This window comes from Cupriavidus sp. IK-TO18 (assembly GCF_015549295.1).
Classification (GTDB): Bacteria; Pseudomonadota; Gammaproteobacteria; order Burkholderiales; family Burkholderiaceae; genus Cupriavidus; species Cupriavidus oxalaticus_A.
In genome coordinates this window covers 66496-88504 of sequence record NZ_JADGMP010000030.1, presented here as the reverse complement: position 1 = coordinate 88504, position 22009 = coordinate 66496, and the positions used below count along the sequence as shown (strand labels likewise).

Below are 22009 nucleotides of genomic sequence, written 5' to 3'. Positions count from 1 at the left end.
GGCTGTCTGGTCGCGGACGGCCTTCTTTACTTTTGGAGTCATCATGAAAGTTGTCGCTTTCGAGCGTAGCGTACAGGGTACGGGTGCGAGCCGCCGCCTGCGCAATTCGGGCAAGACCCCCGGCATCATCTACGGCGGCGCCGCCGAGCCGAAGATGATCGAACTGGATCACAACGCGCTGTGGCACGCCCTGAAGAAGGAAGCGTTCCACTCGTCGATCCTGGACCTGGAAGTCGCTGGCAAGTCGGAAAAGGCCCTGCTGCGCGCATTCCAGATGCACCCGTTCAAGCCGCTGGTGCTGCACGTCGATTTCCAGCGCGTGTCGGCCAACGACAAGATCCACGTCAAGGTGCCCCTGCACTTCATGAACCAGGAAACCGCTCCTGGCGTGAAGCTGGGCCACGGCCTGGTCAACCACATCGTCAACGACCTGGAAGTGTCGTGCCTGCCGGCCGACCTGCCCGAGTTCATCGAAGTGGACGTCGGCGCGATGGAACTGGGCCAGACCCTGCACCTGGCCGACCTGAAGCTGCCGAAGGGCGTGACCGTCATCACCCACGGTGACGAGAACCCCGCCATCGCCAGCATCTCGCTGCCGGCTGGCGCCGCTTCGGCCGCCGAAGGCGCTGCCGAGGGCGAAGGCGAAACGCCGGCTGCCTGAGCTGCTGCTGCAGCGGGCGCGGCTTCCGGGCCGCGCCACTGAGAAAACCGCCGCCCTTCGCGGCGGTTTTTTTTCGACCCCGCCGAACCGGCACCTGGCTGGATTTTCGGTATCCTTGGCGCCTGTGGCGCAGTCCTGCGCGCCAACGACTCAGTCAATCGCATGATCAAGCTCATCGTCGGCCTCGGCAATCCCGGTGCGGAATACGAGGCCACCCGGCACAACGCCGGCTTCTGGCTGGTGGACCAGCTTGCCCGCATGGGCGGCGCCACGCTGCGCGTGGAAGGCCGCTTTCACGGGCTGGCCGCGCGCGCGCGGCTGTGGGACCAGGACATCTGGCTGCTCAAGCCCTCGACCTTCATGAACCGCTCGGGGCTGGCCGTGGTTTCGCTGGCACGCTTCTACAAGATCCTGCCCGACGAGATCGTCGTCGCCCATGACGAGATGGACCTGCCGTCCGGCACCGTCAAGCTCAAGCGTGGCGGCGGCGCGGGCGGCCACAATGGCCTCAAGGACATCTCGGCCCACCTGACCACGCAAGACTACTGGCGGCTGCGCATCGGCGTTGGCCATCCGCGCAATGCGCCTGGCGGCGCCGGCGCTGGCCGCGAGGACGTAGTCAACTTCGTGCTCAAGCCGCCGCGCAAAGAGGAGCAGGAGGCGATCGACGCGGCCATCGGCCGCAGCATCGATCCGCTGGGGCTGCTGGCGCGCGGCGATGCCGAACGCGCGATGGCGCAGCTGCACACCACTCGCTGAAGGCGGGCAGCGCAGGCACATTCCTGCGACATCCATGTGACACGGGCCGCACACGCGGCCCGTTTGTCGTTGGCGCGCTGCAACTCTTATGTTGCAGACAAGCTGTCATCAAACTTCCATAGGCAGTCCCTACATTGCGGGGTTTCCACCGCGCCGGCATCACATCGTAGCCGGCGCGCATGACAAACCCGCAAGAGAGGAAAGCCCATGTCGTACCTGACCGACGAAGCGCGCGCCGCCGGCCGTGCTGCCAAGCCTGACGTTGACGTGCCCGGCCAGCGGCTGGAAGACATCGTTGCGGCCAACCCGGCCCGCCGCCGTGTGCTGCGCGGCGGCGTGGGCCTGTCGCTGTTCTCCGCCTTCGGCAGCGGCCTGCTGGCCGCCTGCGGCGGCGGCGACGATCCCGCGCCGGCGCCCGCACCTGCCCCCGCTCCGGCGCCGGCCCCCGGTCCGGCACCTGGCGCGGTCACGCCGAGCTATGAGGTCACCTTCGAGCCGGTCGCCAAGTCGACCGCCGACGCGGTGGTCGTGCCGAACGGCTACAGCGTCGACGTGCTGTTCTCCGCCGGCGATCCGGTCGAGGCGGGCGCCACCGGCTATGCCGGCGCGTTCCAGTCGTCGGCCGAAACCGAGCGCCAGGCCGGCGGCAACCACGACGGCATGCACTTCTTCGCGCTGTCGGGTGTCGATCCGCAGAAGGGCGGCCTGCTCGCCATCAACCACGAACTGCCGGACTACAACATCCTGTTCGCCGGCGGCACCTACAGCGCAGGCACCGCCACGCCGGAGCAGAAGCGCATCGCGCTGTCGGCGGTCGGCATCTCGGTGATCGAGGTCGAACTGGCTGCCAGCGGCAAGTGGCAGGTCAAGCGCGACTCGATCTACAACAAGCGCTACACCGGCAACACGCTGTACCGCGTGGGTGGTCCGGCCGCTCCGGTGGTGGGCCCGACCGTGGTTGGCATGCTGAACAACTGCTCAAGCGGGTACACGCCCTGGGGCACCTACCTGACCTGCGAAGAAAGCACGGACAACTACCTGGATCCGATCCAGGATGAGAAGGGCTACGGCTGGGTCGTCGAGATCGACCCGTACGGCACGCTGGGCGCGCCGGCCAAGCGCACCGCGATGGGCCGCTTCGACCATGAGAACGTTGCCTTCATGACCGACACCGGCAACAACGTGGCCTTCTACATGGGCGACGACGGCACGCCGGGCTGCATCTACAAGTTCATCCCGAGCAAGGCGTTCGACCCCAACGATCGCGCCGCCAACGCCAACCTGCTGGACAGCGGCACGCTGTACGTGGCGAAGTTCAACGCCGACGGCAGCGGGCAGTGGATCGAGCTGACGCAAGGCAAGAACGGCCTGACCGTCGGCGCCTCGGATCCGGGCAACTGGACCCAGTTCGCCACCGCACCGGCACCGACCACGGTCGACTTCGCCACGCAGGCCGACGTGCTGGTCAACACCAAGGCGGCCGCGCGCGTGGCCGGCGGCACGCTGATGGACCGCCCGGAATGGATCACGGTCGGCCTGGACAAGACCGTCTACTGCACGCTGACCAACAACAGCGGCCGCCAGCAAACCGACGCCGCCAACCCGCGCGTGCAGAACCTGCACGGCCACATCGTCCAGTGGAAGGAAGCCGGCGACTCGCCGCTGGCCACCACCTTCACCTGGAGCATCCTGCTGCAGGCCGGCGACCCGTCGCTGGCCACGGACAACCTGAAGGGCAACATCAACGGCGATACCTTCTCGAGCCCGGACGGCCTGCGCGTGGACCCGAAGGGCCGCCTGTGGGTGCAGACCGACTCCAGCACCAGCTCGACCTACACCAACACCTTCGGCAACAACAGCATGTACTACATCTCGCCGACGGGGCAGTCGAAGCGCTTCCTGGTGGGACCGAAGGGTTGCGAGATCACCGGCATCGCCTACACGCCGGACCTGACCACCTGCTTCATCAACATCCAGCACCCGACCGGCCAGTGGCCGGACGCCGCCAAGCCGCCGCGCTCGTCGACCATCGTCGTGCGCCGCACGGATGGCAAGCCGATGGGTGCGTGACCGCGTTGTACCGTGTAGTGTCGTAGTACCGTAGTAACTGGGGAAAAGTTAAGCCCCCGCCACCTTGCGGTGACGGGGGCTTTTTTTACCTCTGAGTGCAGTGCGACTTGGTGCGGCGTGGTGCGAAGCGATGCGGGCCGACGGCCAGCCGATCAGGCAGCGTGCTTGGCCGCGGTCAGCAGCCGGTAGCGCTGCATCAGCACCTCTTGCGACTCCACCCGGTTCGGATCCTTGGGGATGCAGGCGACCGGGCAGACCTGCTGGCATTGCGGCTCGTCGAAGTGTCCTACGCACTCGGTGCACTTGTTGGGGTCGATTTCATAGATCTCGGGCCCCATCGAAATGGCTTCGTTCGGGCACTCGGGTTCACAAACGTCGCAGTTGATGCAGTCGTCGGTGATCATCAGCGCCATGGTGTTTCCTTCCTGCGGACACGCCCGCGCCCGACTGGCCGCGGTCTGACGTGTCTGAAGCCGTATTTTATTCCGGTTTGGCGATTTTCTCTTGCAGCCAGCGCTCCACCGACGGGAACACGAACTTGCTGACATCGCCGCCCAGCACCGCGATCTCGCGCACGAAGGTGCCGGAGATGAACTGGTACTGGTCCGACGGGGTCAGGAACATGGTTTCCACGTCGGGCAGCAGGTAGCGGTTCATGCCCGCCATCTGGAATTCGTACTCGAAGTCGGACACCGCGCGCAGGCCGCGCACTATCACGCGCGCATTGTTCTTGCGCACGAAGTCCTTGAGCAGCCCGGCGAATCCTTCCACGCGGACGTTGGGATAGTGCCCGAGCACTTCGCGGGCAATGCCGATGCGCTCGTCGAGCGAAAAGAACGGGCGCTTGTTGGGGCTGTGCGCCACGCCGACCACCAGTTCGTCGAAGATGTTCGACGCACGGCGGACCAGATCCTCGTGTCCCCGGGTCATTGGATCGAAGGTGCCGGGATAGACCGCGATGACCATACTTCCTCCTTGATCTGCCCGCTGCCGGCCGTTGTGGCCGCCTCGTTCGCCGGCCGGACCGGCGCGGGTGCTGCGTCGCGAGCGTTGTGACAGCGGCGTAGTGTAACCCTAAATGCGCCACTTGGAAGGCGGGCGGCACACCGTTTTGCGGCACTGCACCCAAGAATCCGTTCCGCAATCGGGAAGGTGCCCTTAGCGCATGGCGAAACTGGAGCTTCGCGCAATCCCGGAGCAGGCCGTCAACCGGCGCCGTTGCCGTGCTGTGGGTGCTGGCGGTGCTGCAGCAGATGGAAATGCACCGCGCCGGCGCGCGCATGGCGCACGATCTCAAGCGATGCCGGGACCGGGGCGTCGACGCCGGTCAGCGCATGGTCGGTTTCGACATAGACGGCGCCACCGGGCCGCAGCAGCCGCGCGGCATGCTCCAGCGACGGGCCGATCCAGTCCTCGGCAAAGGGCGGGTCCAGGAACACCACGTCGAAGCTGCCGTCGGGCAGCTGCGCCGCGACCGTAAAGGCATCGCCCTGCACGACGCGCACCTGGCTGGCATCGAGCCGGTACTGGTTGTCGCGCAGCTGCCTGGCTGCGCGCGGGTTGAATTCCACCAGCGTTACTGCAGCCGCGCCGCGGGAGGCGGCTTCGAAGCCGAGCGCGCCGGAGCCGGCGAACAGGTCCAGGCAGGCTAGCCCCGACAGGTCCTGGCCGAGCCAGTTGAACAGGGTTTCGCGCACGCGGTCGGGCGTCGGACGCAAACCCTGAGCGTCCGGCACCGGCAGCAGCGTACGCTTCCAGCGCCCGCCGATGATGCGGACCTGGGACGGCGCCTGGCGCGGCACCGGGCGCGGAGGGGCTGCGGGAGAACGTCCGCCGGCGGCAGCGGCCGGCGCGGAGGAAGGAGTACGCCCGCCGGGAGCGGGCGAAGGCAATCGGGAACGCGAATTCATCCCGTGATTGTAGAGCCTGCGGGACGGTTCGCCGCAGCCACGCGTGAGGCCGCGCGCATAGGCGGACCCGCGCGTTGAGGCGCCTGCATCACTTCCGCGATGCGGTCGGCGCGCTTCCCACCGGGCCGCCGACGATCACCGTGGCCATGCCGTCCGGGCGCACATGGCGCTGGAAGGCCGCCCTGACCTGCTCGCGGGTGACCTTGCCGACCTGCGCGGTCCAGGTGTCAAGATAGTCCAGCGGCAGTCCGTACCAGCCGATATTGGCAACGTTCGTCAGCAGCTTGCGGTTGTTGTCGATGCGCAGCGGGAAGCCGTTGATCAGGTTGTCCTTGGCCGCGCGCAGTTCCTTGTCGGTCGGCCCTTCCGCGACAAAGCGCGCCAGCACCTGGCGCACCAATGCCAGCGCTTCATCGGTCTGCGCCTTCTTGGTCTGCAGGCTGATGCCGAACGGCCCCGGCTGTTTCGACGGCGCGAAATAGCTGTCGACACCGTAGGTCAGTCCGCGCTTCTCGCGCACCTCGTCGGTCAGGCGCGAACTGAAACCGCCGCCGCCAAGCACGTAGTTGCCCACCAGCAGCGCGAAGTAGTCAGGGTCGCCGCGCGCGATCGACGGCTGGCCGATGGCCACGCTCGATTGCTGCGCCGGATGCGGCAGGCGCTGCTCGCTGGCCGGGATGTTGAGCTTGACCTGCGGCAGCGCCGGGGCGGCACTGCCCTGCGGCAGCCCGCTCGTAAGCCGCTCGGCAAGGGCTTCGGCCTGCTTGCGGTCGATGGCGCCGATCAGCGTCACCACCGCGCGCTGCGCGCCGTAGTTGTCGCGCCAGAATCTGGCGATGTCATCGCGCGTGATCGACTGCACGCTCTCCGGCGTAGCCGCGATGCCGTAGGGATGGTCCGGGTACATGGCCCTGGACAGCGCCTTGTCGGCAATCACCCCCGGCTTGGTGTCGGCCTCGCGGATGGCGGTGATCAGGCGCTGCTTCTCGCGCCCGACCACGGCGTCCGGGTAGGTCGGCGCCTTGATCAGCTGCGCGGCCAGCGCCACCGACTGGTCCAGCTCGAGTTGCGCGGTCAGCGTGCGCAGCCCGATGCCGCCGCGGTCGCCGCCCGCCGCGCCGCCGAAAGCCGCTCCGGTATCGGCAAAGGCGTCGGCAATCTGCGCCTCGTCACGGGCCGGCTGGCCGTCCTGCGCGCCCGCGCCCTTGTCCAGCAGCGCCGCCGTCAGCGTCGCCAGGCCGGCCTTGCCGGGCGGGTCATAGCGGCTGCCGGCATCGAAGTCGATATTGACGTCGAGCATCGGGATCGACGGGCTGTGGACAAAGTACACGCGCGCGCCGGTGGATGCGGTCCAGTGCTCGATCGGGATCGCGGCCTGGGCCAGCTGCGCGGCCAGCAGCATGGCGGCGCCGAGCGCCGCGCCGGCCAGCATGCGCAGCGTGCGGGGCCGCGCATTGAATGAAGTGGCGGACTGGGACATGGTCGTTCCTCAGTGGCGCAGGCCCGACGGGGCCTGGGTCTTGGGCTTGTTCGGATCGATCGGCTGCGGCACCAGCGTGGCCACGGTCAGGTTATCGTCGTTGAAATACTTCGAGGCGACTGCCTGCACCTGCGCCGGCGTGACGGCCTTGATCTTGTCGAGCATACGGTCGATCTGGCGCCACGAGAGATCAGAAATCTCGGATACGCCGATCTCCATGCCTTGCCCGAACACCGAATCGCGCTTGTAGATCTGCCCGGCCACCACCTGCGCCTTGACCCGCTTGAGCTCTTCCGGCGAGACCCCTTCCTTGGCAATGCGCTGGATCTCGGCGCGCAGGGCGCGCTCGATCTCGTCGGTGCTGTGGCCGGCCGCGGGCGTGCCGTCGAGGACGAACAGCGACTCGCCGCGGTTGATGCTGTCGTAGCCGACGTTGACGTCGTCGGCCAGGCGCTGCTCGCGCACCAGTTCGCGCGTCAGGCGGGCATTGTCGTAGCCGTTGAGCACGGCCGCCAGGACTTCCAGCGCGTACGGGTCGACGTCCTTCTCGACATCGCGCAGCCGCGGCACCTTGTATGCCATCACCATGTACGGGTTCTCGGCCGGTGCCTTGACCCAGATGCGCTTGATGCCCTTCTGCTCCGGCTCTTCCTGGTCCTTGCGCAGCGGCAGCGTGCGCGGCTTGAGCTTGCCGTAGTAGCGCTGGGCGAGCGCGCGCACTTCCTCGGCCTTGACGTCGCCGGTGACGATCACCATCGCGTTGTTCGGCACGTACCACTGGCGGTACCAGTCCCTGACGTCCTCGACCCGCATATTGACCAGGTCGTCCATCCAGCCGATCACCGGATGGCGATACGCCGCCGCGGTATAGACGGTGGCGAGCAGTTGCTCATAGACGGTGCCGCGCGACGAGTCGTCGGTGCGCAGGCGGCGCTCTTCCATCACCACCTTCATCTCGCGGTCGAACTCGTCCTTTTTGATGATGAGGTTGGCCATGCGGTCGGCCTCCAGCTCCATCATCTTCGGCAGGTACTGCTTGCCGATCTGCTGGTAGTACATGGTGAAGTCGCGGTTGGTCAGGGCGTTCTCGCGCCCGCCCAGTGCCGCCACCTGCTTGGAGAACTCGCCCACGCCGACCTTGGGCGTGCCCTTGAACATCATGTGCTCGAGCATGTGGGCCACGCCCGTGGTGCCGCTGACTTCGTCGATGCCGCCGACGCGGTACCAGATCTGGTGCGCCACCGTGGGCGCCCGGTGGTCTTCCTTGACGATCAGCCGCAGGCCGTTGGAGAGCCGGTATTCGGTGGTGCCATGCGCGGTGGCGCCGGCGGGCGCGGTCTGCGCGGAAGGCATCGGCGATCCGACCACGCCTTGGGCGCCGGCCGGCAATGACCAGGGGAGCAGGCCGAGCAGCAACGCCGGGACGATGCGCCGCGCCAGGCGCGCGGCGCCGGCTGGAAGTGCTGAGGACGTAGGCTGGGAATGCCGTTGGATGCGTGCTTGGGCACCTTCGGCGCCCGCCGCGGTCAGGACAGCGCAATGGTTCATGCGACCCCGTCTGCTAGAATTTTGCCGATCGATCCGCGCGGGCGGCATGCGCGCGCGGATCAGCCATGTAGCGAACTGATGTAGCGAACTATACGCAATCGCCGGCCGGGACCACAACGGGTTCTCCCCGACCTTCGCGATGTCAGCGTAAGCCCTTGATTATTAACCGGTCGCCTGCCGGCAGTGTGCCACCAGGGTAGCGGCCCCGGTATTGACTCCATTCCCCAATGTTTAGTTTCTGGAAGAAGCGCAAGGCCGAGCCCGCGTCCGTCGAAACGCCAGCGCCGGCACCCGCGCCGCTAGAGGCGCCCGCGCCCACCCCCACGCCTGCCCCGGCCCCTACCCCGGCTCCGGTCCCGACGCCGACACCAGTCCCCGCCCAGGTGCCGCCCCCGGCGCCGGCCCCCGTGGCCGTGTCCCAGGCCGCGCCCGAGGCCGCCACCATCGAAACGCTTGAACTGGTCCCCCCGCCCGCCACCAGCGCCGAAGCCCGGCAAGGATGGATGCAGCGGCTGCGTACCGGCCTGTCCAAGACCAGCCGCAACATCGGCACGCTGTTCGTCGGCGTCAAGGTCGACGAGGCGCTGTTCGAGGAGCTGGAGACCGCGCTGCTGATGGCCGACGCGGGCGTGGAAGCCACCGAATATCTGCTCGCCGAGCTGCGCAAGCGGGTCAGGTCCGAGCGCATCGAATCGGCCGAAGGCGTCAAGGCCGCGCTCAAGACGCTTCTGACCGACCTGCTGCGCCCGCTGGAAAAGACCATGGCGCTGGGCCGCGAACAGCCGCTGGTGATGATGATCGCGGGCGTCAACGGCGCCGGCAAGACCACCAGCATCGGCAAGCTGTGCAAGCACTTCCAGCGCTACGACCAGAAGGTGCTGCTGGCCGCCGGCGATACCTTCCGCGCCGCCGCGCGCGAACAGCTGACGATCTGGGGCGAGCGCAACAACGTCACGGTGGTGGCGCAGGAAAGCGGCGACCCCGCCGCGGTGATCTTCGACGCGGTGAACGCGGCCAAGGCGCGCGGCATCGACATCGTGATGGCCGATACCGCCGGCCGCCTGCCGACGCAGCTGCACCTGATGGAAGAGCTGAAGAAGGTCAAGCGCGTCATCAGCAAGGCCATGCCGACCGCGCCGCATGAGGTGCTGCTGGTGATCGACGCCAATACCGGCCAGAACGCGCTGCAGCAAACCCGCGCCTTCGACGATGCGCTGGGGCTGACCGGCCTGGTCGTGACCAAGCTGGACGGGACAGCCAAGGGCGGCATCCTGGCGGCGATCGCACGCCAGCGCCCGGTGCCGGTGTACTTCATCGGCGTGGGCGAGAAGGTGGAGGATCTGCAGCCGTTCAAGGCGGAGGAATTCGCCGAAGCGCTTCTGGGATAAGCATCCAGAACAACGCCGATGCCAACGGTTTTGGGTGCTCCCAAGCCGCCCGAGCTGGCCCAAGCAAGGTGTTCTCCCTCTCCCCTCATGGGGAGAGGGTTGGGGTGAGGGGTGGTCTAGCAAGGAACCACGTGAAGCGAGGCCAGCGGTTTGAACCCACAGGCGTCAGCCGTTGAGACCCTCCAGTCCTCACCCCTGCCCCTCTCCCGCAAGCGGGAGAGGGGAGCAAACCCTCAGCACATCAAAGCAACACGCTCACTCCGCGTCCGGCTGCGCCTTCGGCTCCGCCTTCTGGAACGCCTCCATCGCCATGCACGCTTCGTAGATCCTCGCGATCGCCGGATAGCGGCTCACGTCGACATTGAAGCGCTGCGCATTGAACACCTGCGGCACCAGGCAGATATCGGCCAGCGTCGGCGTATCGCCAAGGCAGAAGCGCCCCGCCTTGCCGCCGCGCGCCAGGTTGGCCTGCAGCGACTCGAAGCCCAGCTCGATCCAGTGGCGGTACCACGCGTCCTTGACCTCGTCAGTCACACCCACCTTGTGCTTCAGGTACTTGAGCACGCGCAGGTTGTTCAGCGGATGGATCTCGCACGCGATTTCCTGCGCCAGCCCGCGCACATAGGCGCGGTCCAGCGCCGTGCCGGGTAGCAGCTTCGGCTCGGGATGGACTTCGTCCAGGTATTCGACGATGGCCAGCGATTGCTGCAGCACGTTGCCGTCGTCGGCCAGCGCCGGCACCAGGCCGTCAGGGTTCACCGCGCGGAATTCGGGCTTGAGCTGCTGGCCGCCGTCCTTGAGCAGGTGCACCGGCACGTATTCGTACGGCAGCCCCTTCAGTTCCAGCGCGATGCGCACGCGGAACGAGGCTGAGCTGCGGAAGTAGCTGTAGAGCTTGAGCATCGGATCAGACTACCTTGATGGTGAGGTCGCCCACGCCGCCGACGTGGCATTGCATGACATCGTCCTTGACCACCGGGCCCACGCCTTCAGGCGTACCGCTGAAGATCAGGTCGCCCGGCTGCAACTCGAACAGCCTGGACAGGTACGACACCATCTCCGGCACCGACCAGATCAGGTCCGACAGGTCGCCGCGCTGCTTCTCCACGCCGTTGACCGACAGCGTCACTTCGCCCTTCTGCGGATGGCCGATGGCCGAGACCGGCACGATCGGGCCGATCGGCGCCGACTTGTCGAAGGCCTTGCCGGTTTCCCAGGGGCGGCCGGTTTTCTTGGACTCGTTCTGCAGGTCGCGGCGGGTCATGTCCAGGCCCACGGCGTAGCCGAACACGTGCTGCGCGGCGCTTTCCACCGGGATGTCGCGCCCGCCCGTGCCGATCGCCACCACCAGCTCCACTTCATAGTGGCAGTTGCTGGTGCCCGGCGGGTACGGGAACGCCCCTTCGGTGCCGTCGGCGACGTAGCTGACCGCGTCGGCCGGCTTGCAGAAGAAGAACGGCGGTTCGCGGTCGGGGTCCGAGCCCATTTCGCGGGCATGGGCAGCATAGTTGCGGCCGACGCAGTACACGCGGCGGACCGGGAAGCTAGCGTCGCTGCCACGCACCGGCACCCCAACGGGGGCCGGCGGGGCGAACACGAATTCGGTCATGCATCTCTCCAGATTTTTTCTGATCGGTCCCGCAGCCGGGATGCGAGGGTGTGCATCGCGGCGTCGCCAGCAGACGCCCCCGGCGCGGCAGGGCCACAGGATACACCGCGCGCGGTGGGCTGCGTACGACGGCATACAATGAATCCAGGCGGGCCCGCGACCACTCTGCACCACGGCAGTGCAGCGTGGACCGCCGAACCCGGCGCGAATCTTGCATGGCGCACTGCAACAGAATCAAGCCATGACCCGACGCCATCCGCCCCCATCGCCATCGACGCCTGCCCCCGCCGCCGGTCGGGCGCTGCGTATCCTGCTGGTGCGCGATCCCCTTGACGGTAACCCACTCAACGTCGAGACCATCCGCAACGGACTGGTCAGCGCGGGCTTCAGCGAGATCCAGATCGTCGATGCCGACTTGCGGCTGCCGGACGTGATCACCGCGACCCAGCCCGACATGCTGATCATCGCCTCGGAATCGGCCGCGCGCGACACCATCGAGCACGTCTGCGTCTCGACCCAGCATGCGCCGCGCCCCATTGTGCTGTTCACCGACAACGACGACAGCCAGCGCATCAAGGCCGCGCTGTCGGCGGGCATCACCGCCTATATCGTCGACGGCCTGCGCGCCGAGCGCGTCAAGACGGTGCTCGACGTCGCCTATGCCCGCTTCGAGCTGGACCAGCAACTGCGCGCCGAACTCGACGCCACCCGCCTCAAGCTGGCCGAGCGCAAGGTGGTCGAGCGCGCCAAGGGCCTGCTGATGCAGGCGCGCGGCATCACCGAGGACGAGGCCTACAAGCGCCTGCGCAGCATGGCGATGGAGCGCGGCCTGAAGCTGGTCGATGCAGCCCAGCGCGTGATCGACGTCATGGGCTGAACGCCCGCCTGCCGGCCGCGTGGCGCCACAGCCCGCGGCTGGTGCAATGCACGATACTGGCGCTGCCCCAAAGCGAATCCTTCGCGCCCCGCCGTCCTCGGCTCTGCCCCGGGATGCGGCAGCGCAGCCGGCGCACGCACCGCGTTCGCTCATTTCATCCCGAAGCATCACTCCGCCGGCACGGTTCCGCCCCGAAATGCTGCACCGCACAGGCTGGCACACGCCTTGCGATATGCAGGCATCGGCCAACGGCGGCCGATCACAATTTAGGCGGACCCAGCCAACGCAGGCTGCGTCACGCCATGGACAACGGCGTCCCTGCACCGTACCCGTCTTCTGGCGAAGCCGGCACGGACGGGGACGCTTTTTTCTTGGAGTTTCGCAATGCCCTCTCGCCTCAGGATTGCCAAGCCGCTGCACGCGGCGGTGAACGCCTCCGAAGCCGCCTCGGCGGCCGCAGCCGACGCGGTGCCGGCCAGCAGCGGCCGCCGCCGCGCGCTGGCGACCATCGCCGGCGCCAGCGTGATGACGCTGGTCGATCCGCTGGTGCGCGCCGGGGCGTGGGCGGCGGGCTCCGACGCCCCCGAGAAGACCGACGTGCGCATCGGCTTCATCCCGCTGACCGACTGCGCCTCGGTGGTGATGGCGTCCACGCTCGGCCTCGACAAGAAGTACGGGATCAAGATCACGCCGACCAAGGAAGCCTCGTGGGCCGGCGTGCGCGACAAGCTGGTCAACGGCGAGCTCGACGCCGCGCACGTGCTGTACGGCCTGATCTACGGCGTGCAGCTCGGCATCGGCGGCCCCAGGAAAGACATGGCGGTCCTGATGAACCTGAACTACAACGGCCAGGCCATCACGCTGTCGTCCAAGCTGGCCGAGAAAGGCGTGCGCGACGGTGCCAGCCTGAAGGCGCTGATGATGAAGGAAAAGCGCGACTACACCTTCGCGCAGACCTTCCCCACCGGCACGCACGCGATGTGGCTGTACTACTGGCTCGCGGCCAACGGCATCAACCCGATGCAGGACGCCAAGGCCATCACCGTGCCGCCGCCGCAGATGGTGGCCAACATGCGCGTGGGCAACATGGACGGCTTCTGCGTGGGCGAGCCCTGGGGCGCGCGCGCCATCGCCGACAAGATCGGCTTTACCGCCGAGACCACCCAGTCGATCTGGAAGAACCATCCGGAGAAGACGCTCGGCACCACCGCGGAATTCGTGCAGAAGTACCCCAACACCGCGCGCGCGATGGTGGCTGCGGTGCTGGAAGCGTCCAAGTTCATCGACGCTTCGGCCTCGAACCGCCGCAAGACCGCCGAGACCATCGCCGCCAAGTCCTACGTCAACACCGACATGGACATCATCCTGGACCGCATGCTTGGCCGCTACAGCAACGGCCTGGGCAAGACCTGGGACGATCCCGATGCCATGAAGTTCTACCAGGACGGCAGCGCCAACTACCCGTTCCTGTCCGATGGCATGTGGTTCCTGACCCAGCACAAGCGCTGGGGCCTGCTCAAGGAGCACCCCGACTACCTGGCCGTGGCGAAGCAGGTCAACCGCATCGACATCTTCAGGCAGGCCGCCACCGCGGCGCAGGTGCCGCTGCCCAAGGGCGACTTCCGTACCGCAAAGCTGATCGACGGCGTGGTCTGGGATGCCACCAAGGACCCGAAGGCGTATGCCGACGGCTTCAAGATCAAGGCCGGCGCGCAGAACGCTTGACCACAGGCCGCCACCACCCCACCGATCCGCAGCGCCCCTGGATAAAGGAGCCCGATGTGAATGCCATCGCCCACACCGCGCCTGAAGGCGCCAATGCTGCCAATGTCGCCGCCACCGACACCGACATCAAGGAACGCGCACGGCGGCGCGAGCTGGAAATCGCCGCGCAGGAACGGCGCGCACAACGCCACGCACAACGCCAAGACCTGCTCGGCGCGCTGGTGCTCAAGGCCGTGCCGCCGATCCTGGGCTTTGCCGTGTTCGTGATGGCCTGGCACGGCATCGCCACGCTGATCCCGGCGATTCCGACGCCGGGTGCAACGTGGAACGCGGCGGTGCCGCTGTTCTCCGACCCGTTCTACCGCAACGGCCCCAACGACCAGGGCATCGGCTGGAATGTGCTGGCGTCGCTGGCGCGCGTGGCCGCGGGCTTCGGCCTGGCCGCCGTGATCGGCATTCCGGCGGGCTTCCTGATCGGGCGCTTTGCATTCCTGAACGCGATGGCGTCGCCCGTGATCAGCCTGCTGCGGCCGGTCTCGCCGCTGGCGTGGCTGCCGATCGGGCTGCTGCTGTTCAAGGCTGCCAACCCGGCGGCGATCTGGGCCATCTTCATCTGCTCGATCTGGCCGATGGTGATCAACACCGCGGTAGGCGTCACGCGCGTGCCGCAGGACTACCTGAACGTGGCGCGCGTGCTTGACCTGTCGGAATGGAAGGTGTTCACGCGGGTGCTGTTTCCCGCGGTGCTGCCCTACATGCTGACCGGCGTGCGGCTGTCGATCGGCACGGCGTGGCTGGTGATCGTCGCGGCCGAGATGCTGACCGGCGGCACCGGCATCGGCTTCTGGCTGTGGGACGAGTGGAACAACCTGAAGGTCGAGCACATCGTGATCGCGATCTTCGTGATCGGCATCATCGGACTGATGCTCGAGCATGCATTGCTGGCACTGGCACGGCGCTTCAGCTACGGCGCCAACTAAAAGCGAGGGAGAGACGCCATGGACAAGTTCGTCAGCATCGAGAACGTCGGACAGACCTTCAAGACGCGCAAAGGGCCGTTCGTCGCCCTGCGCGACATCAACCTTCAGATCGCCGAGGGCGAGTTCATTACGCTGATCGGCCACTCCGGCTGTGGCAAGTCCACGCTGCTGAACCTGATCGCGGGGCTGGCCACGCCGACCACCGGCGCGCTGATCTGCGCCGGGCGCGAGATCGCCGGACCCGGGCCGGAGCGCGCCGTGGTGTTCCAGAACCATTCGCTGCTGCCGTGGCTGACCTGCTTCGAGAACGTCTACCTGGGCGTGGAGCGTGTGTTCGGTGCCAGCGAAGGCAAGGCTGAACTGAAGACGCGCACGCACGAGACGCTGGCACTCGTGGGCCTGACGCACGCCGAGGGCAAGTATCCGCACGAGATCTCCGGCGGCATGAAGCAGCGCGTCGGCATTGCCCGCGCGCTGGCGATGGCGCCCAAGGTGCTGCTGATGGACGAACCCTTCGGCGCGCTCGATGCCCTGACCCGCGCACACCTGCAGGACGAACTGATCAAGATCGTGGCGCGCACGCGCAGCACGGTGGTGATGGTCACGCACGATGTCGACGAGGCCGTGCTGCTCGCCGACCGCATCGTGATGATGACCAACGGCCCGGCCGCCACCATCGGCGAGATCCTCAGGGTGGACCTGCCGCGCCCGCGCGACCGCGTGGCGCTGGCCGACGACAAGGACTACCACGCCTGCCGTACCGCGGTGCTGGACTTTCTCTACCGCAAACAGCGCAATCCCGCGCTCCAGGAAGCAGCCTGAGCGTGCTCCCCGCCGTCGCGCTCGTCCGTGGCAACGGGCGGCGATGGGCGCGACGGCGCTGCTCCGCTATCATGAACCCAGAACAGACTCCTCCCCCAAGCCGCCATGACCACGCCAGCCAACCCGTTTTCCGCCGCCCGCTATATCAAGGAAGTCGGCCGTGGCGTCAACGGCGCGCGCGCGCTGCCGCGCGACGACGCCAAGACCCTGTTCGACGCGATGCTGGCTGGGCGCGTGTCCGACCTGGAGCTGGGCGCGATCCTGATGGCCTACCGCATCAAGGGCGAGGCCCCGCACGAACTGGCCGGCATGCTCGAGGCCGCCCATGCGCACTGCCAACCGCTGCCCGCGCCGCCCGAGCGCCAGGTGGTAGTGATCCCCAGCTACAACGGCGCACGCAAGCAGCCAAACCTGGTGCCGCTGCTGGCGCTGCTGCTGGCTCGCGACGGCATCCCCGTACTGGTGCACGGGACGCGCGTCTTCAATGACCGCATCACCAGCATGACCCTGTTCGAGGCGCTGGGCATTCCCCTGTGCGCCAGCACGGCCGAAGCCTCGGCACGGCTGCGCGAGACCGGCGGCGACGGCCCGCTGGCGGTGCTGCCGGTCGATGTGCTGTCGCCGGGCCTGTCGCAGCTGCTGGAGCGGCGCACCGTGATCGGCTTGCGCAACTCGTCGCATACCGTGGCCAAGATGCTGCAGCCGGTGGGCGAGCACGCGCCGGCTGAAGGCTTGCGGCTGTATAGCTATACCCACCCGGAATACCGCGAGACGCTGACCGACTATTTCTCTCACGAGCCGGCCAACGTGCTGCTGGCACGCGGCACCGAAGGCGAAGTGGTGGCCGATGCGCGCCGCAGCGGCCGCATCGACTGGCTGCATGAAGGGCACCAGCAGACGCTGGTCGATCCCTCCGGCGGATCGCTGGCCGAAGTGCCGGATCTGCCGCCCGGCAATGATGCCGGCCTGACCGCGGCATGGATCCGGCGCGTGCTCGATGGCGCCGTGCCGGTGCCGGCGCCAATCGCCACGCAGGTCGAAGCCATCCGCGAGTGCCTGAAGCTCGGCACCCGCGTCACCTGGGCCAGTCCGGTCTAAACGCGCGGTCTGAGCGCGGTCTGAGCCCGGACCGCCCGGTTCAGGGCTTGCGCGCCGGCAGCGGGATGCGCTCGCGCTCGTCGCCCGGCACGCGCGGAAACTGGTCGTCCTCCCAGCGTCTGGCAGCGGACTCGATGGCTTCCTTGCTGCTGGCCACGAAATTCCAGTAGATGAAGCGGCGGCCGTCGGTCGGGTCGCCTCCCAGCAGCATCACGCGCGAAGGCGCCGTCGCCATCAGCAGCGCCGGCTGCCCGGGCGTCAGCACCACCATGTGCTCGGCCGGCAGCGGCTCGCCGTCCAGCGACACCGCGCCGTCCACCGGGTAGATGCCGCGCTCGGCATGGTCGGCGGGGATCTCCACGCTCGCGCCCGCATCCAGCTCGATCGCCACGTACAGGGTGCGGCTGAAGACCTTGACCGGCGAAGTCTTGCCGAAGGCATCGCCGGCGATCACCACCATGCGCACCCCCGGCCGCTCGATGCGCGGCAGCGTTGCAGCGGGATGGTGGAAGAAGGACGGTTCGTCGGTCTCGTGCGACTGCGGCAATGCCACCCATGTCTGGATGCCGTGCAGGCGCGCGCCGTCGGCGCGCGCGGAATCGGGCGAGCGCTCCGAATGGACGATGCCGTGGCCGGCAGTCATCCAGTTGACGTCGCCCGGCCGGATCGCCTGCTCGCTGCCGAGACTGTCGCGGTGAATGATCTCGCCTTCGAACAGGTATGTGACGGTCGCCAGCCCGATATGCGGATGCGGGCGCACATCGGCACCCTCGCCCGGCGGCATCTGCACCGGCCCCATATGGTCGAAGAAGATAAATGGCCCGACCGTCTGGGTCGCAGCGGCCGGCAGCAGGCGGCGCACGGTGAAATCGCCCAGGTCGCGCACATGCGGTTTTAACAAGTGTTCGATAGCAGACATAGCTCCTCCGGAGTATGAGAGATCGGCAAGCGTGCCAGCTTGCCGCCGCTTGCGTCGAGTGTAGCCGCTGGCGCAACAAATCATTCCACTGGCATGCAGAACCGGCGGGCACACATTCGCTCTAACACCAGTGTACCCAGCCACGAGTATCCCCGAAGCCGCTTCATAGCGTTATTGCTATTCTATGCGGTGAGTCAATCGACGGGAACTATCAAGACCGTTGGGACTCCAATTAGCACTCACCCGGATGGAGTGCTAAGATGTGTTGCAGTGCCGCCGCCGTTCCCACAAGGACGTGCGGGACATGACCCGGCAACCCAACCGCCGGATGCGAAAGGAGCGATTGAGTGAACGCAGTCTTGTCTGCCGAACAAACCCTGACGACTAGCCGTCTGCCGACGGCGCCCCGTAGCGGGAGCAGCTTTGCGCTGACCTTCCCGGCGACCGTGGGCAATCTCGACAGCTATATCCAGGCTGTCCACCGAATTCCGTTGCTGACCGCGGAGGAAGAGCAGCGCCTGGCGCGCGATCTCCGCGATAACGATTCCGTCGATGCCGCCCGCCAGCTGGTGATGTCCCACCTGCGACTGGTGGTGTCGATCGCCCGCCAGTACCTGGGCTATGGCCTGCCGCACGCCGACCTGATCCAGGAAGGCAATATCGGCCTGATGAAGGCCGTGAAGCGCTTCGATCCCGAGCAGGGCGTACGCCTGGTCTCGTATGCGATGCACTGGATCAAGGCCGAGATCCACGAGTACGTGCTGAAGAACTGGCGCATGGTCAAGGTGGCAACCACCAAGGCCCAGCGCAAGCTGTTCTTCAACCTGCGCAGCCACAAGCAGGGTTCGCACACGTTCACGCCGGAGCAGGTCGAGGCCGTGGCGCGCGAGCTGAACGTGAAGCCGGAAGAAGTAATGGAGATGGAAACCCGCCTGTCGGGCGGCGACCTCGCGCTGGAAGGCCAGGTCGACGACGGCGAAGAGGAATTCGCCCCCATCGCCTACCTGGCTGACAACCACAACGAACCCACGCGCGTGCTGGAAGCCAAGCGCCAGGACCGCATGCAGGTCGAAGGCCTGGAAGAAGCGCTGGGCCGGCTGGACGAGCGCAGCCGCCGGATCATCGAGGCGCGCTGGCTGAACGTGGCCGACGACGGCTCGGGCGGCGCCACGCTGCATGAGCTGGCCGCCGAGTTCGGCGTCTCGGCGGAGCGCATCCGCCAGATCGAAGCCGCGGCGATGAAGAAGATGAAAGGGGCGCTGCAGGCATTTGCCTGATGCCGGGCACCCATGCAAAAAGCCGGTCCAAGTGGACCGGCTTTTTTTGCCTGCGATCGCAGCGGTGCGACGTTATGCCGCACCGTCAGGCGTCAGGAAAGCAGCTGCTTCAGGTCGTGCGCGATCGGCTCCGGCCCCTGGCCGTGGCGGATGAACAGCCGCAGCCGGCCTTCCGGATCGAATACATAGCTGCCCGCCGAGTGATCCACCGTGTAGTTGTTGGGCGAGCTGCCCGGCACCTTGGCGTAGAACACCTTGAAGTCCTTGGCCAGCTTCTGCAGCGCGGCGTCGTCGGCCGGGCGCAGGCCCAGGAAGCGCGGGTCGAATGCTGGGACGTACTGCGCCAGCAGCGCCTGCGTGTCGCGCTCCGGATCGACCGTGACGAACAGCACCTGGACGCGGTCGGCATCGGGGCCCAGCTGCTCCATCACCGCCTTGAGCTCGGCCATGGTGGTCGGGCATACGTCGGGGCAATGGGTGTAGCCGAAGAACATCACCACCGCCTTGCCCTTGAAGTCGGCAATGGTGCGGACTTTGCCATTGTGGTCGGGCAGCGAGAAATCCTTGCCGAAATCCGCCGCGCCGCTGATATCGACATTGCGGAACGACGCCTTCTGCTGGCCGCAGGCTGCCAGCGCCAGCGCGAGCGCGGCAACCAGGGAAAAGCGGCGGAAGGCTGAGAACAGGCCGGAAGCGGGTCTGGGCATGCGCGAAAGCTTGTGTGGAACGATCAGCAATGGAAAGGTCGGCGAAAGCACCCAGTATCGCCGATGGCGCCGCCGCGCTGCGCCGGCCGCGACAAGATGACGCAGCCCGCAGCGTGGCAAGGCCGGTCAGACCTGCGGCACGAACTTGAAGTAATGGTCGACCAGCAGCGCCGCGAACAGCAGCGACAGGTACAGGATCGAGAAGCGGAAGGTGCGCTGCGCCAGCTCGTCCGAGTAATTGCGGTACATCTTCCAGGCATAGGCCAGGAAGCCGCCGCCCAGCGCCAGCGCGGCCACCAGGTAGATGTAGCCGCTCATGCCGTAGACGAACGGCAGCAGCGTCGCCGCGATCATGATCAGCGTGTACAGCAGGATATGCAGCAGCGTGTAGCGCTCGCCGTGGGTGACCGGCAGCATCGGCAGGCCCGACTTGGCATAGTCGGCGCGCCGGTACAGCGCCAGCGCCCAGAAGTGCGGCGGCGTCCACGTAAAGATGATCAGCACCAGGAACCAGGCCTCGGCCGGCACTTCGCCGGCGACGGCGGCCCAGCCCAGCGCCGGCGGCATAGCGCCGGACAGCCCGCCGATGACGATGTTCTGCGGCGTGGCCGGCTTGAGCAGGATGGTGTAGACCACCGCATAGCCCAGGAAGGTGGCGAAGGTCAGCCACATCGTCAGGTCGTTGGCGAACTCGTGCAGCATCCACATGCCAGCGCCGCCAAGGATGGCGGAGAACACCAGCGTCTGCGGGGTGGTGATCTCGCCGGTGGCGGACGGGCGCCAGGCGGTGCGGCGCATCAGCGCATCGATCTTCTGCTCGACCAGGCAATTGATGGCAAAGGCGGCGCCGGCAAGCAGCCAGATGCCTGCGGCACCGCCGATCAGCACGCGCCACGGCACCATGCCGGGCGTGGCCAGGAACATGCCGATGATGGCGCAGAAGACTGCCAGCTGCGTCACGCGCGGCTTGGTCAGGGCGGCATATTGCCGGGCCAGATGCCGTATCCGGCTCAGCTTGCCCAGTGAATGAGGGTGTGTAGCGGTAACCACGGAAGGGGTCTTGTCTTTCATGTGGCGCGGGCGGCGTTCGGCATGGCTTTGGGGGCGCCGGCGGCCCGGGTCGCGAGCCCTATATTGTAGTGGAGGCGGACCAGCAGCAGCAGGAGCACCGCCGCGCCGCCGTTGTGGGCGACCGCCGCCACCAGGGGCCAGTCGAACACGATATTGGACATCCCGGTGGCCAGTTGCAGCACCAGCATGCCGAGCAGCCAGCCTGCCTGCCGGTGCAGCCCGTCGAGCCGGCGCGCACGCAAGCCGAACCACGCCAGGTAGCCCAGCACCACGAATGCAAAGCCCCGGTGCACCCAGTGGATCGCAACCAGCGCAGCGTGCGGGATGTAGTCGCCAGCGGCCGTCATGCCAAGCTGGCGCCACAGCGTGAAGCCGTGCCGGAAGTCCATCTCGGGCACCAGCTGGCCGTTGCACAGCGGGAAATCCGTGCAGGCGAGCACCGCGTAGTTGGTGCTGACCCAGCCGCCCAGGAAAATCTGGATCACCAGCAGCAGCAAGCCGATGCGAACCGGCCAGTGCAGCCGCGCCGCCTCGGGTACGACCGGGTGCGGCGGGTCGCTGCGCGAGCCCAGCTGGATCAGCGCGGCCAGCAGTGCCATGCCCAGCATCAGGTGCGTGACCACGATGATCGGCTGCAGCTTCATGGTCACGGTGAACGCGCCGAATGCGCCCTGCACGCACACCAGCACCAGCACGCCGGTGGCGAACCATGGCGATTGCTTCAGCTCGCGGCGCTTGACCCATGCCAGCACCATCAGCGCGATGATCAGCACGCCCACCGCCATGGCGAAGTAGCGATGGATCATCTCGATCCACGCCTTCATCAGCGTCACCGGACCGCTGGGCAGCGCGGTCTCGGCCGCCCGGATCGGCTCCATCGCGGCATGCGGGTTGGAATGTCCATAGCAGCCCGGCCAGTCCGGGCAGCCCAGGCCGGAGTCGGTCAGCCGCGTGAAGCTGCCGAACATGATCAGGTCCAGCGTCAGGAAGGCGGTGATCCAGACCAGCTTGCGGTATTTGTTGCGATCGCCCTTGACCAGCACGTAGCTGAGCGGCAGCAGTGCGATCAGGACGCCGATGACGGCCAGTTGCAGCAGCATGCCCTTCC

21 protein-coding genes are annotated in these 22009 nt (G+C 67.1%); 10 read left to right on the top strand and 11 right to left on the bottom strand.

Annotated features, from left to right (window positions below):
* Nucleotides 1-43: 43 nt before the first annotated feature.
* The 3 genes from IPF36_RS23020 to IPF36_RS23010 all read left to right on the top strand — a co-directional run bounded on the left by IPF36_RS23020 (nucleotide 44) and on the right by IPF36_RS23010 (nucleotide 3490).
* Nucleotides 44-661, top strand: a complete 618-nt coding sequence (locus IPF36_RS23020; RefSeq protein ID WP_133093630.1) for a 50S ribosomal protein L25/general stress protein Ctc — start codon at nucleotides 44-46, stop codon at nucleotides 659-661.
* 162 nt (nucleotides 662-823) lie between these two features.
* Nucleotides 824-1420: an aminoacyl-tRNA hydrolase gene (gene pth, locus IPF36_RS23015; RefSeq protein ID WP_195430513.1), complete on the top strand. Its 597-nt coding sequence runs from the start codon at nucleotides 824-826 to the stop codon at nucleotides 1418-1420.
* A 207-nt stretch (nucleotides 1421-1627) separates the two neighbouring features.
* Nucleotides 1628-3490, top strand: a complete 1863-nt coding sequence (locus IPF36_RS23010) for a PhoX family phosphatase (RefSeq protein ID WP_135704352.1) — start codon at nucleotides 1628-1630, stop codon at nucleotides 3488-3490.
* 152 nt (nucleotides 3491-3642) lie between these two features.
* On the opposite strand, the gene IPF36_RS23005 is transcribed toward IPF36_RS23010, so the two are convergent.
* From IPF36_RS23005 to IPF36_RS22985, 5 genes are all read right to left on the bottom strand, one after another.
* Nucleotides 3643-3903, bottom strand: coding sequence for a YfhL family 4Fe-4S dicluster ferredoxin (locus IPF36_RS23005; RefSeq protein WP_029046762.1), 261 nt, complete (start codon nucleotides 3901-3903; stop codon nucleotides 3643-3645).
* A gap of 67 nt (nucleotides 3904-3970) precedes the next feature.
* Nucleotides 3971-4456 carry a pantetheine-phosphate adenylyltransferase gene (gene coaD, locus IPF36_RS23000; protein ID WP_029046761.1) on the bottom strand — a complete coding sequence of 162 codons (486 nt, stop codon included), beginning with the start codon at nucleotides 4454-4456 and terminating at the stop codon, nucleotides 3971-3973.
* Between the two features lie 239 nt (nucleotides 4457-4695).
* Nucleotides 4696-5400, bottom strand: coding sequence for a 16S rRNA (guanine(966)-N(2))-methyltransferase RsmD (gene rsmD, locus IPF36_RS22995; protein WP_195430511.1), 705 nt, complete (start codon nucleotides 5398-5400; stop codon nucleotides 4696-4698).
* Between the two features lie 88 nt (nucleotides 5401-5488).
* The gene (locus IPF36_RS22990) at nucleotides 5489-6880 is read right to left on the bottom strand and encodes a pitrilysin family protein (protein WP_135704350.1); all 1392 of its coding nucleotides are present in this window, start codon (nucleotides 6878-6880) and stop codon (nucleotides 5489-5491) included.
* 9 nt (nucleotides 6881-6889) lie between these two features.
* A complete protein-coding gene (locus IPF36_RS22985) occupies nucleotides 6890-8428 on the bottom strand; it encodes a pitrilysin family protein (RefSeq protein ID WP_195430499.1) in 1539 nt (512 codons plus the stop codon).
* Between the two features lie 227 nt (nucleotides 8429-8655).
* On the opposite strand from IPF36_RS22985, the gene ftsY reads away from it, so the two are divergent.
* On the top strand, nucleotides 8656-9816 hold the full coding sequence (gene ftsY / locus IPF36_RS22980; protein WP_195430497.1) for a signal recognition particle-docking protein FtsY: 1161 nt from the start codon (nucleotides 8656-8658) through the stop codon (nucleotides 9814-9816).
* A 255-nt stretch (nucleotides 9817-10071) separates the two neighbouring features.
* Here ftsY and maiA read toward each other — a convergent pair whose 3' ends face one another.
* Entirely contained in the window at nucleotides 10072-10719 is a 648-nt protein-coding gene (gene maiA / locus IPF36_RS22975; protein ID WP_133093623.1) for a maleylacetoacetate isomerase, read from the bottom strand.
* Nucleotides 10720-10723: 4 nt separating this feature from the next.
* Nucleotides 10724-11425 (bottom strand): fumarylacetoacetate hydrolase family protein, encoded by a 702-nt coding sequence (locus IPF36_RS22970; RefSeq protein ID WP_133093622.1) that lies wholly within the window; start codon nucleotides 11423-11425, stop codon nucleotides 10724-10726.
* Nucleotides 11426-11666: 241 nt separating this feature from the next.
* Here IPF36_RS22970 and IPF36_RS22965 point away from each other — a divergent pair, with 241 nt between their 5' ends.
* The 5 genes from IPF36_RS22965 (at nucleotide 11667) to ybiB (ending at nucleotide 16927) form a co-directional block, all read left to right on the top strand.
* Complete coding sequence (locus IPF36_RS22965; protein ID WP_133093621.1) at nucleotides 11667-12302, top strand: ANTAR domain-containing response regulator; 636 nt, start codon at nucleotides 11667-11669, stop codon at nucleotides 12300-12302.
* A 384-nt stretch (nucleotides 12303-12686) separates the two neighbouring features.
* Nucleotides 12687-14027 (top strand): CmpA/NrtA family ABC transporter substrate-binding protein, encoded by a 1341-nt coding sequence (locus IPF36_RS22960; RefSeq protein ID WP_133093620.1) that lies wholly within the window; start codon nucleotides 12687-12689, stop codon nucleotides 14025-14027.
* A gap of 56 nt (nucleotides 14028-14083) precedes the next feature.
* Nucleotides 14084-15007, top strand: a complete 924-nt coding sequence (gene ntrB, locus IPF36_RS22955) for a nitrate ABC transporter permease (RefSeq protein ID WP_133093619.1) — start codon at nucleotides 14084-14086, stop codon at nucleotides 15005-15007.
* An 18-nt stretch (nucleotides 15008-15025) separates the two neighbouring features.
* Nucleotides 15026-15829, top strand: a complete 804-nt coding sequence (locus tag IPF36_RS22950; RefSeq protein WP_133093618.1) for an ABC transporter ATP-binding protein — start codon at nucleotides 15026-15028, stop codon at nucleotides 15827-15829.
* Nucleotides 15830-15934: 105 nt separating this feature from the next.
* The gene (ybiB, locus tag IPF36_RS22945) at nucleotides 15935-16927 is read left to right on the top strand and encodes a DNA-binding protein YbiB (protein ID WP_135704343.1); all 993 of its coding nucleotides are present in this window, start codon (nucleotides 15935-15937) and stop codon (nucleotides 16925-16927) included.
* Nucleotides 16928-16967: 40 nt separating this feature from the next.
* On the opposite strand, the gene IPF36_RS22940 is transcribed toward ybiB, so the two are convergent.
* Nucleotides 16968-17846 (bottom strand): pirin family protein, encoded by an 879-nt coding sequence (locus IPF36_RS22940; RefSeq protein ID WP_133093616.1) that lies wholly within the window; start codon nucleotides 17844-17846, stop codon nucleotides 16968-16970.
* Between the two features lie 347 nt (nucleotides 17847-18193).
* Here IPF36_RS22940 and rpoH point away from each other — a divergent pair, with 347 nt between their 5' ends.
* A complete protein-coding gene (rpoH, locus tag IPF36_RS22935) occupies nucleotides 18194-19123 on the top strand; it encodes an RNA polymerase sigma factor RpoH (RefSeq protein ID WP_133093615.1) in 930 nt (309 codons plus the stop codon).
* A gap of 92 nt (nucleotides 19124-19215) precedes the next feature.
* Here the strand turns inward: rpoH and IPF36_RS22930 are convergent, their stop codons facing one another.
* From IPF36_RS22930 to IPF36_RS22920, 3 genes are all read right to left on the bottom strand, one after another.
* Nucleotides 19216-19830, bottom strand: coding sequence for an SCO family protein (locus IPF36_RS22930; RefSeq protein WP_133093614.1), 615 nt, complete (start codon nucleotides 19828-19830; stop codon nucleotides 19216-19218).
* Nucleotides 19831-19956: 126 nt separating this feature from the next.
* Nucleotides 19957-20901 carry a heme o synthase gene (gene cyoE / locus IPF36_RS22925; protein WP_133093613.1) on the bottom strand — a complete coding sequence of 315 codons (945 nt, stop codon included), beginning with the start codon at nucleotides 20899-20901 and terminating at the stop codon, nucleotides 19957-19959.
* Nucleotides 20898-22001 carry a heme A synthase gene (locus IPF36_RS22920; RefSeq protein WP_195430494.1) on the bottom strand — a complete coding sequence of 368 codons (1104 nt, stop codon included), beginning with the start codon at nucleotides 21999-22001 and terminating at the stop codon, nucleotides 20898-20900. Before IPF36_RS22920 ends, cyoE begins: the two co-directional genes overlap by 4 nt.
* Nucleotides 22002-22009: the final 8 nt, after the last annotated feature.

What these genes read in the sequence shown, in the direction of transcription:
- IPF36_RS22930 (WP_133093614.1), bottom strand. Translation starts at nt 19,830, where the DNA reads ATGCCCAGACCCGCTTCCGGCCTGTTCTCAGCCTTCCGCCGCTTTTCC.
- maiA (WP_133093623.1), bottom strand. Translation starts at nt 10,719, where the DNA reads ATGCTCAAGCTCTACAGCTACTTCCGCAGCTCAGCCTCGTTCCGCGTG.
- IPF36_RS23005 (WP_029046762.1), bottom strand. Translation starts at nt 3,903, where the DNA reads ATGGCGCTGATGATCACCGACGACTGCATCAACTGCGACGTTTGTGAA.
- IPF36_RS22965 (WP_133093621.1), top strand. Translation starts at nt 11,667, where the DNA reads ATGACCCGACGCCATCCGCCCCCATCGCCATCGACGCCTGCCCCCGCC.
- IPF36_RS22990 (WP_135704350.1), bottom strand. Translation starts at nt 6,880, where the DNA reads ATGTCCCAGTCCGCCACTTCATTCAATGCGCGGCCCCGCACGCTGCGC.
- IPF36_RS22920 (WP_195430494.1), bottom strand. Translation starts at nt 22,001, where the DNA reads ATGCTGCTGCAACTGGCCGTCATCGGCGTCCTGATCGCACTGCTGCCG.
- IPF36_RS22960 (WP_133093620.1), top strand. Translation starts at nt 12,687, where the DNA reads ATGCCCTCTCGCCTCAGGATTGCCAAGCCGCTGCACGCGGCGGTGAAC.
- pth (WP_195430513.1), top strand. Translation starts at nt 824, where the DNA reads ATGATCAAGCTCATCGTCGGCCTCGGCAATCCCGGTGCGGAATACGAG.
- IPF36_RS22970 (WP_133093622.1), bottom strand. Translation starts at nt 11,425, where the DNA reads ATGACCGAATTCGTGTTCGCCCCGCCGGCCCCCGTTGGGGTGCCGGTG.
- IPF36_RS23020 (WP_133093630.1), top strand. Translation starts at nt 44, where the DNA reads ATGAAAGTTGTCGCTTTCGAGCGTAGCGTACAGGGTACGGGTGCGAGC.
- ftsY (WP_195430497.1), top strand. Translation starts at nt 8,656, where the DNA reads ATGTTTAGTTTCTGGAAGAAGCGCAAGGCCGAGCCCGCGTCCGTCGAA.
- ybiB (WP_135704343.1), top strand. Translation starts at nt 15,935, where the DNA reads ATGACCACGCCAGCCAACCCGTTTTCCGCCGCCCGCTATATCAAGGAA.
- IPF36_RS23010 (WP_135704352.1), top strand. Translation starts at nt 1,628, where the DNA reads ATGTCGTACCTGACCGACGAAGCGCGCGCCGCCGGCCGTGCTGCCAAG.
- IPF36_RS22985 (WP_195430499.1), bottom strand. Translation starts at nt 8,428, where the DNA reads ATGAACCATTGCGCTGTCCTGACCGCGGCGGGCGCCGAAGGTGCCCAA.
- IPF36_RS22950 (WP_133093618.1), top strand. Translation starts at nt 15,026, where the DNA reads ATGGACAAGTTCGTCAGCATCGAGAACGTCGGACAGACCTTCAAGACG.
- IPF36_RS22940 (WP_133093616.1), bottom strand. Translation starts at nt 17,846, where the DNA reads ATGTCTGCTATCGAACACTTGTTAAAACCGCATGTGCGCGACCTGGGC.
- cyoE (WP_133093613.1), bottom strand. Translation starts at nt 20,901, where the DNA reads ATGAAAGACAAGACCCCTTCCGTGGTTACCGCTACACACCCTCATTCA.
- rsmD (WP_195430511.1), bottom strand. Translation starts at nt 5,400, where the DNA reads ATGAATTCGCGTTCCCGATTGCCTTCGCCCGCTCCCGGCGGGCGTACT.
- coaD (WP_029046761.1), bottom strand. Translation starts at nt 4,456, where the DNA reads ATGGTCATCGCGGTCTATCCCGGCACCTTCGATCCAATGACCCGGGGA.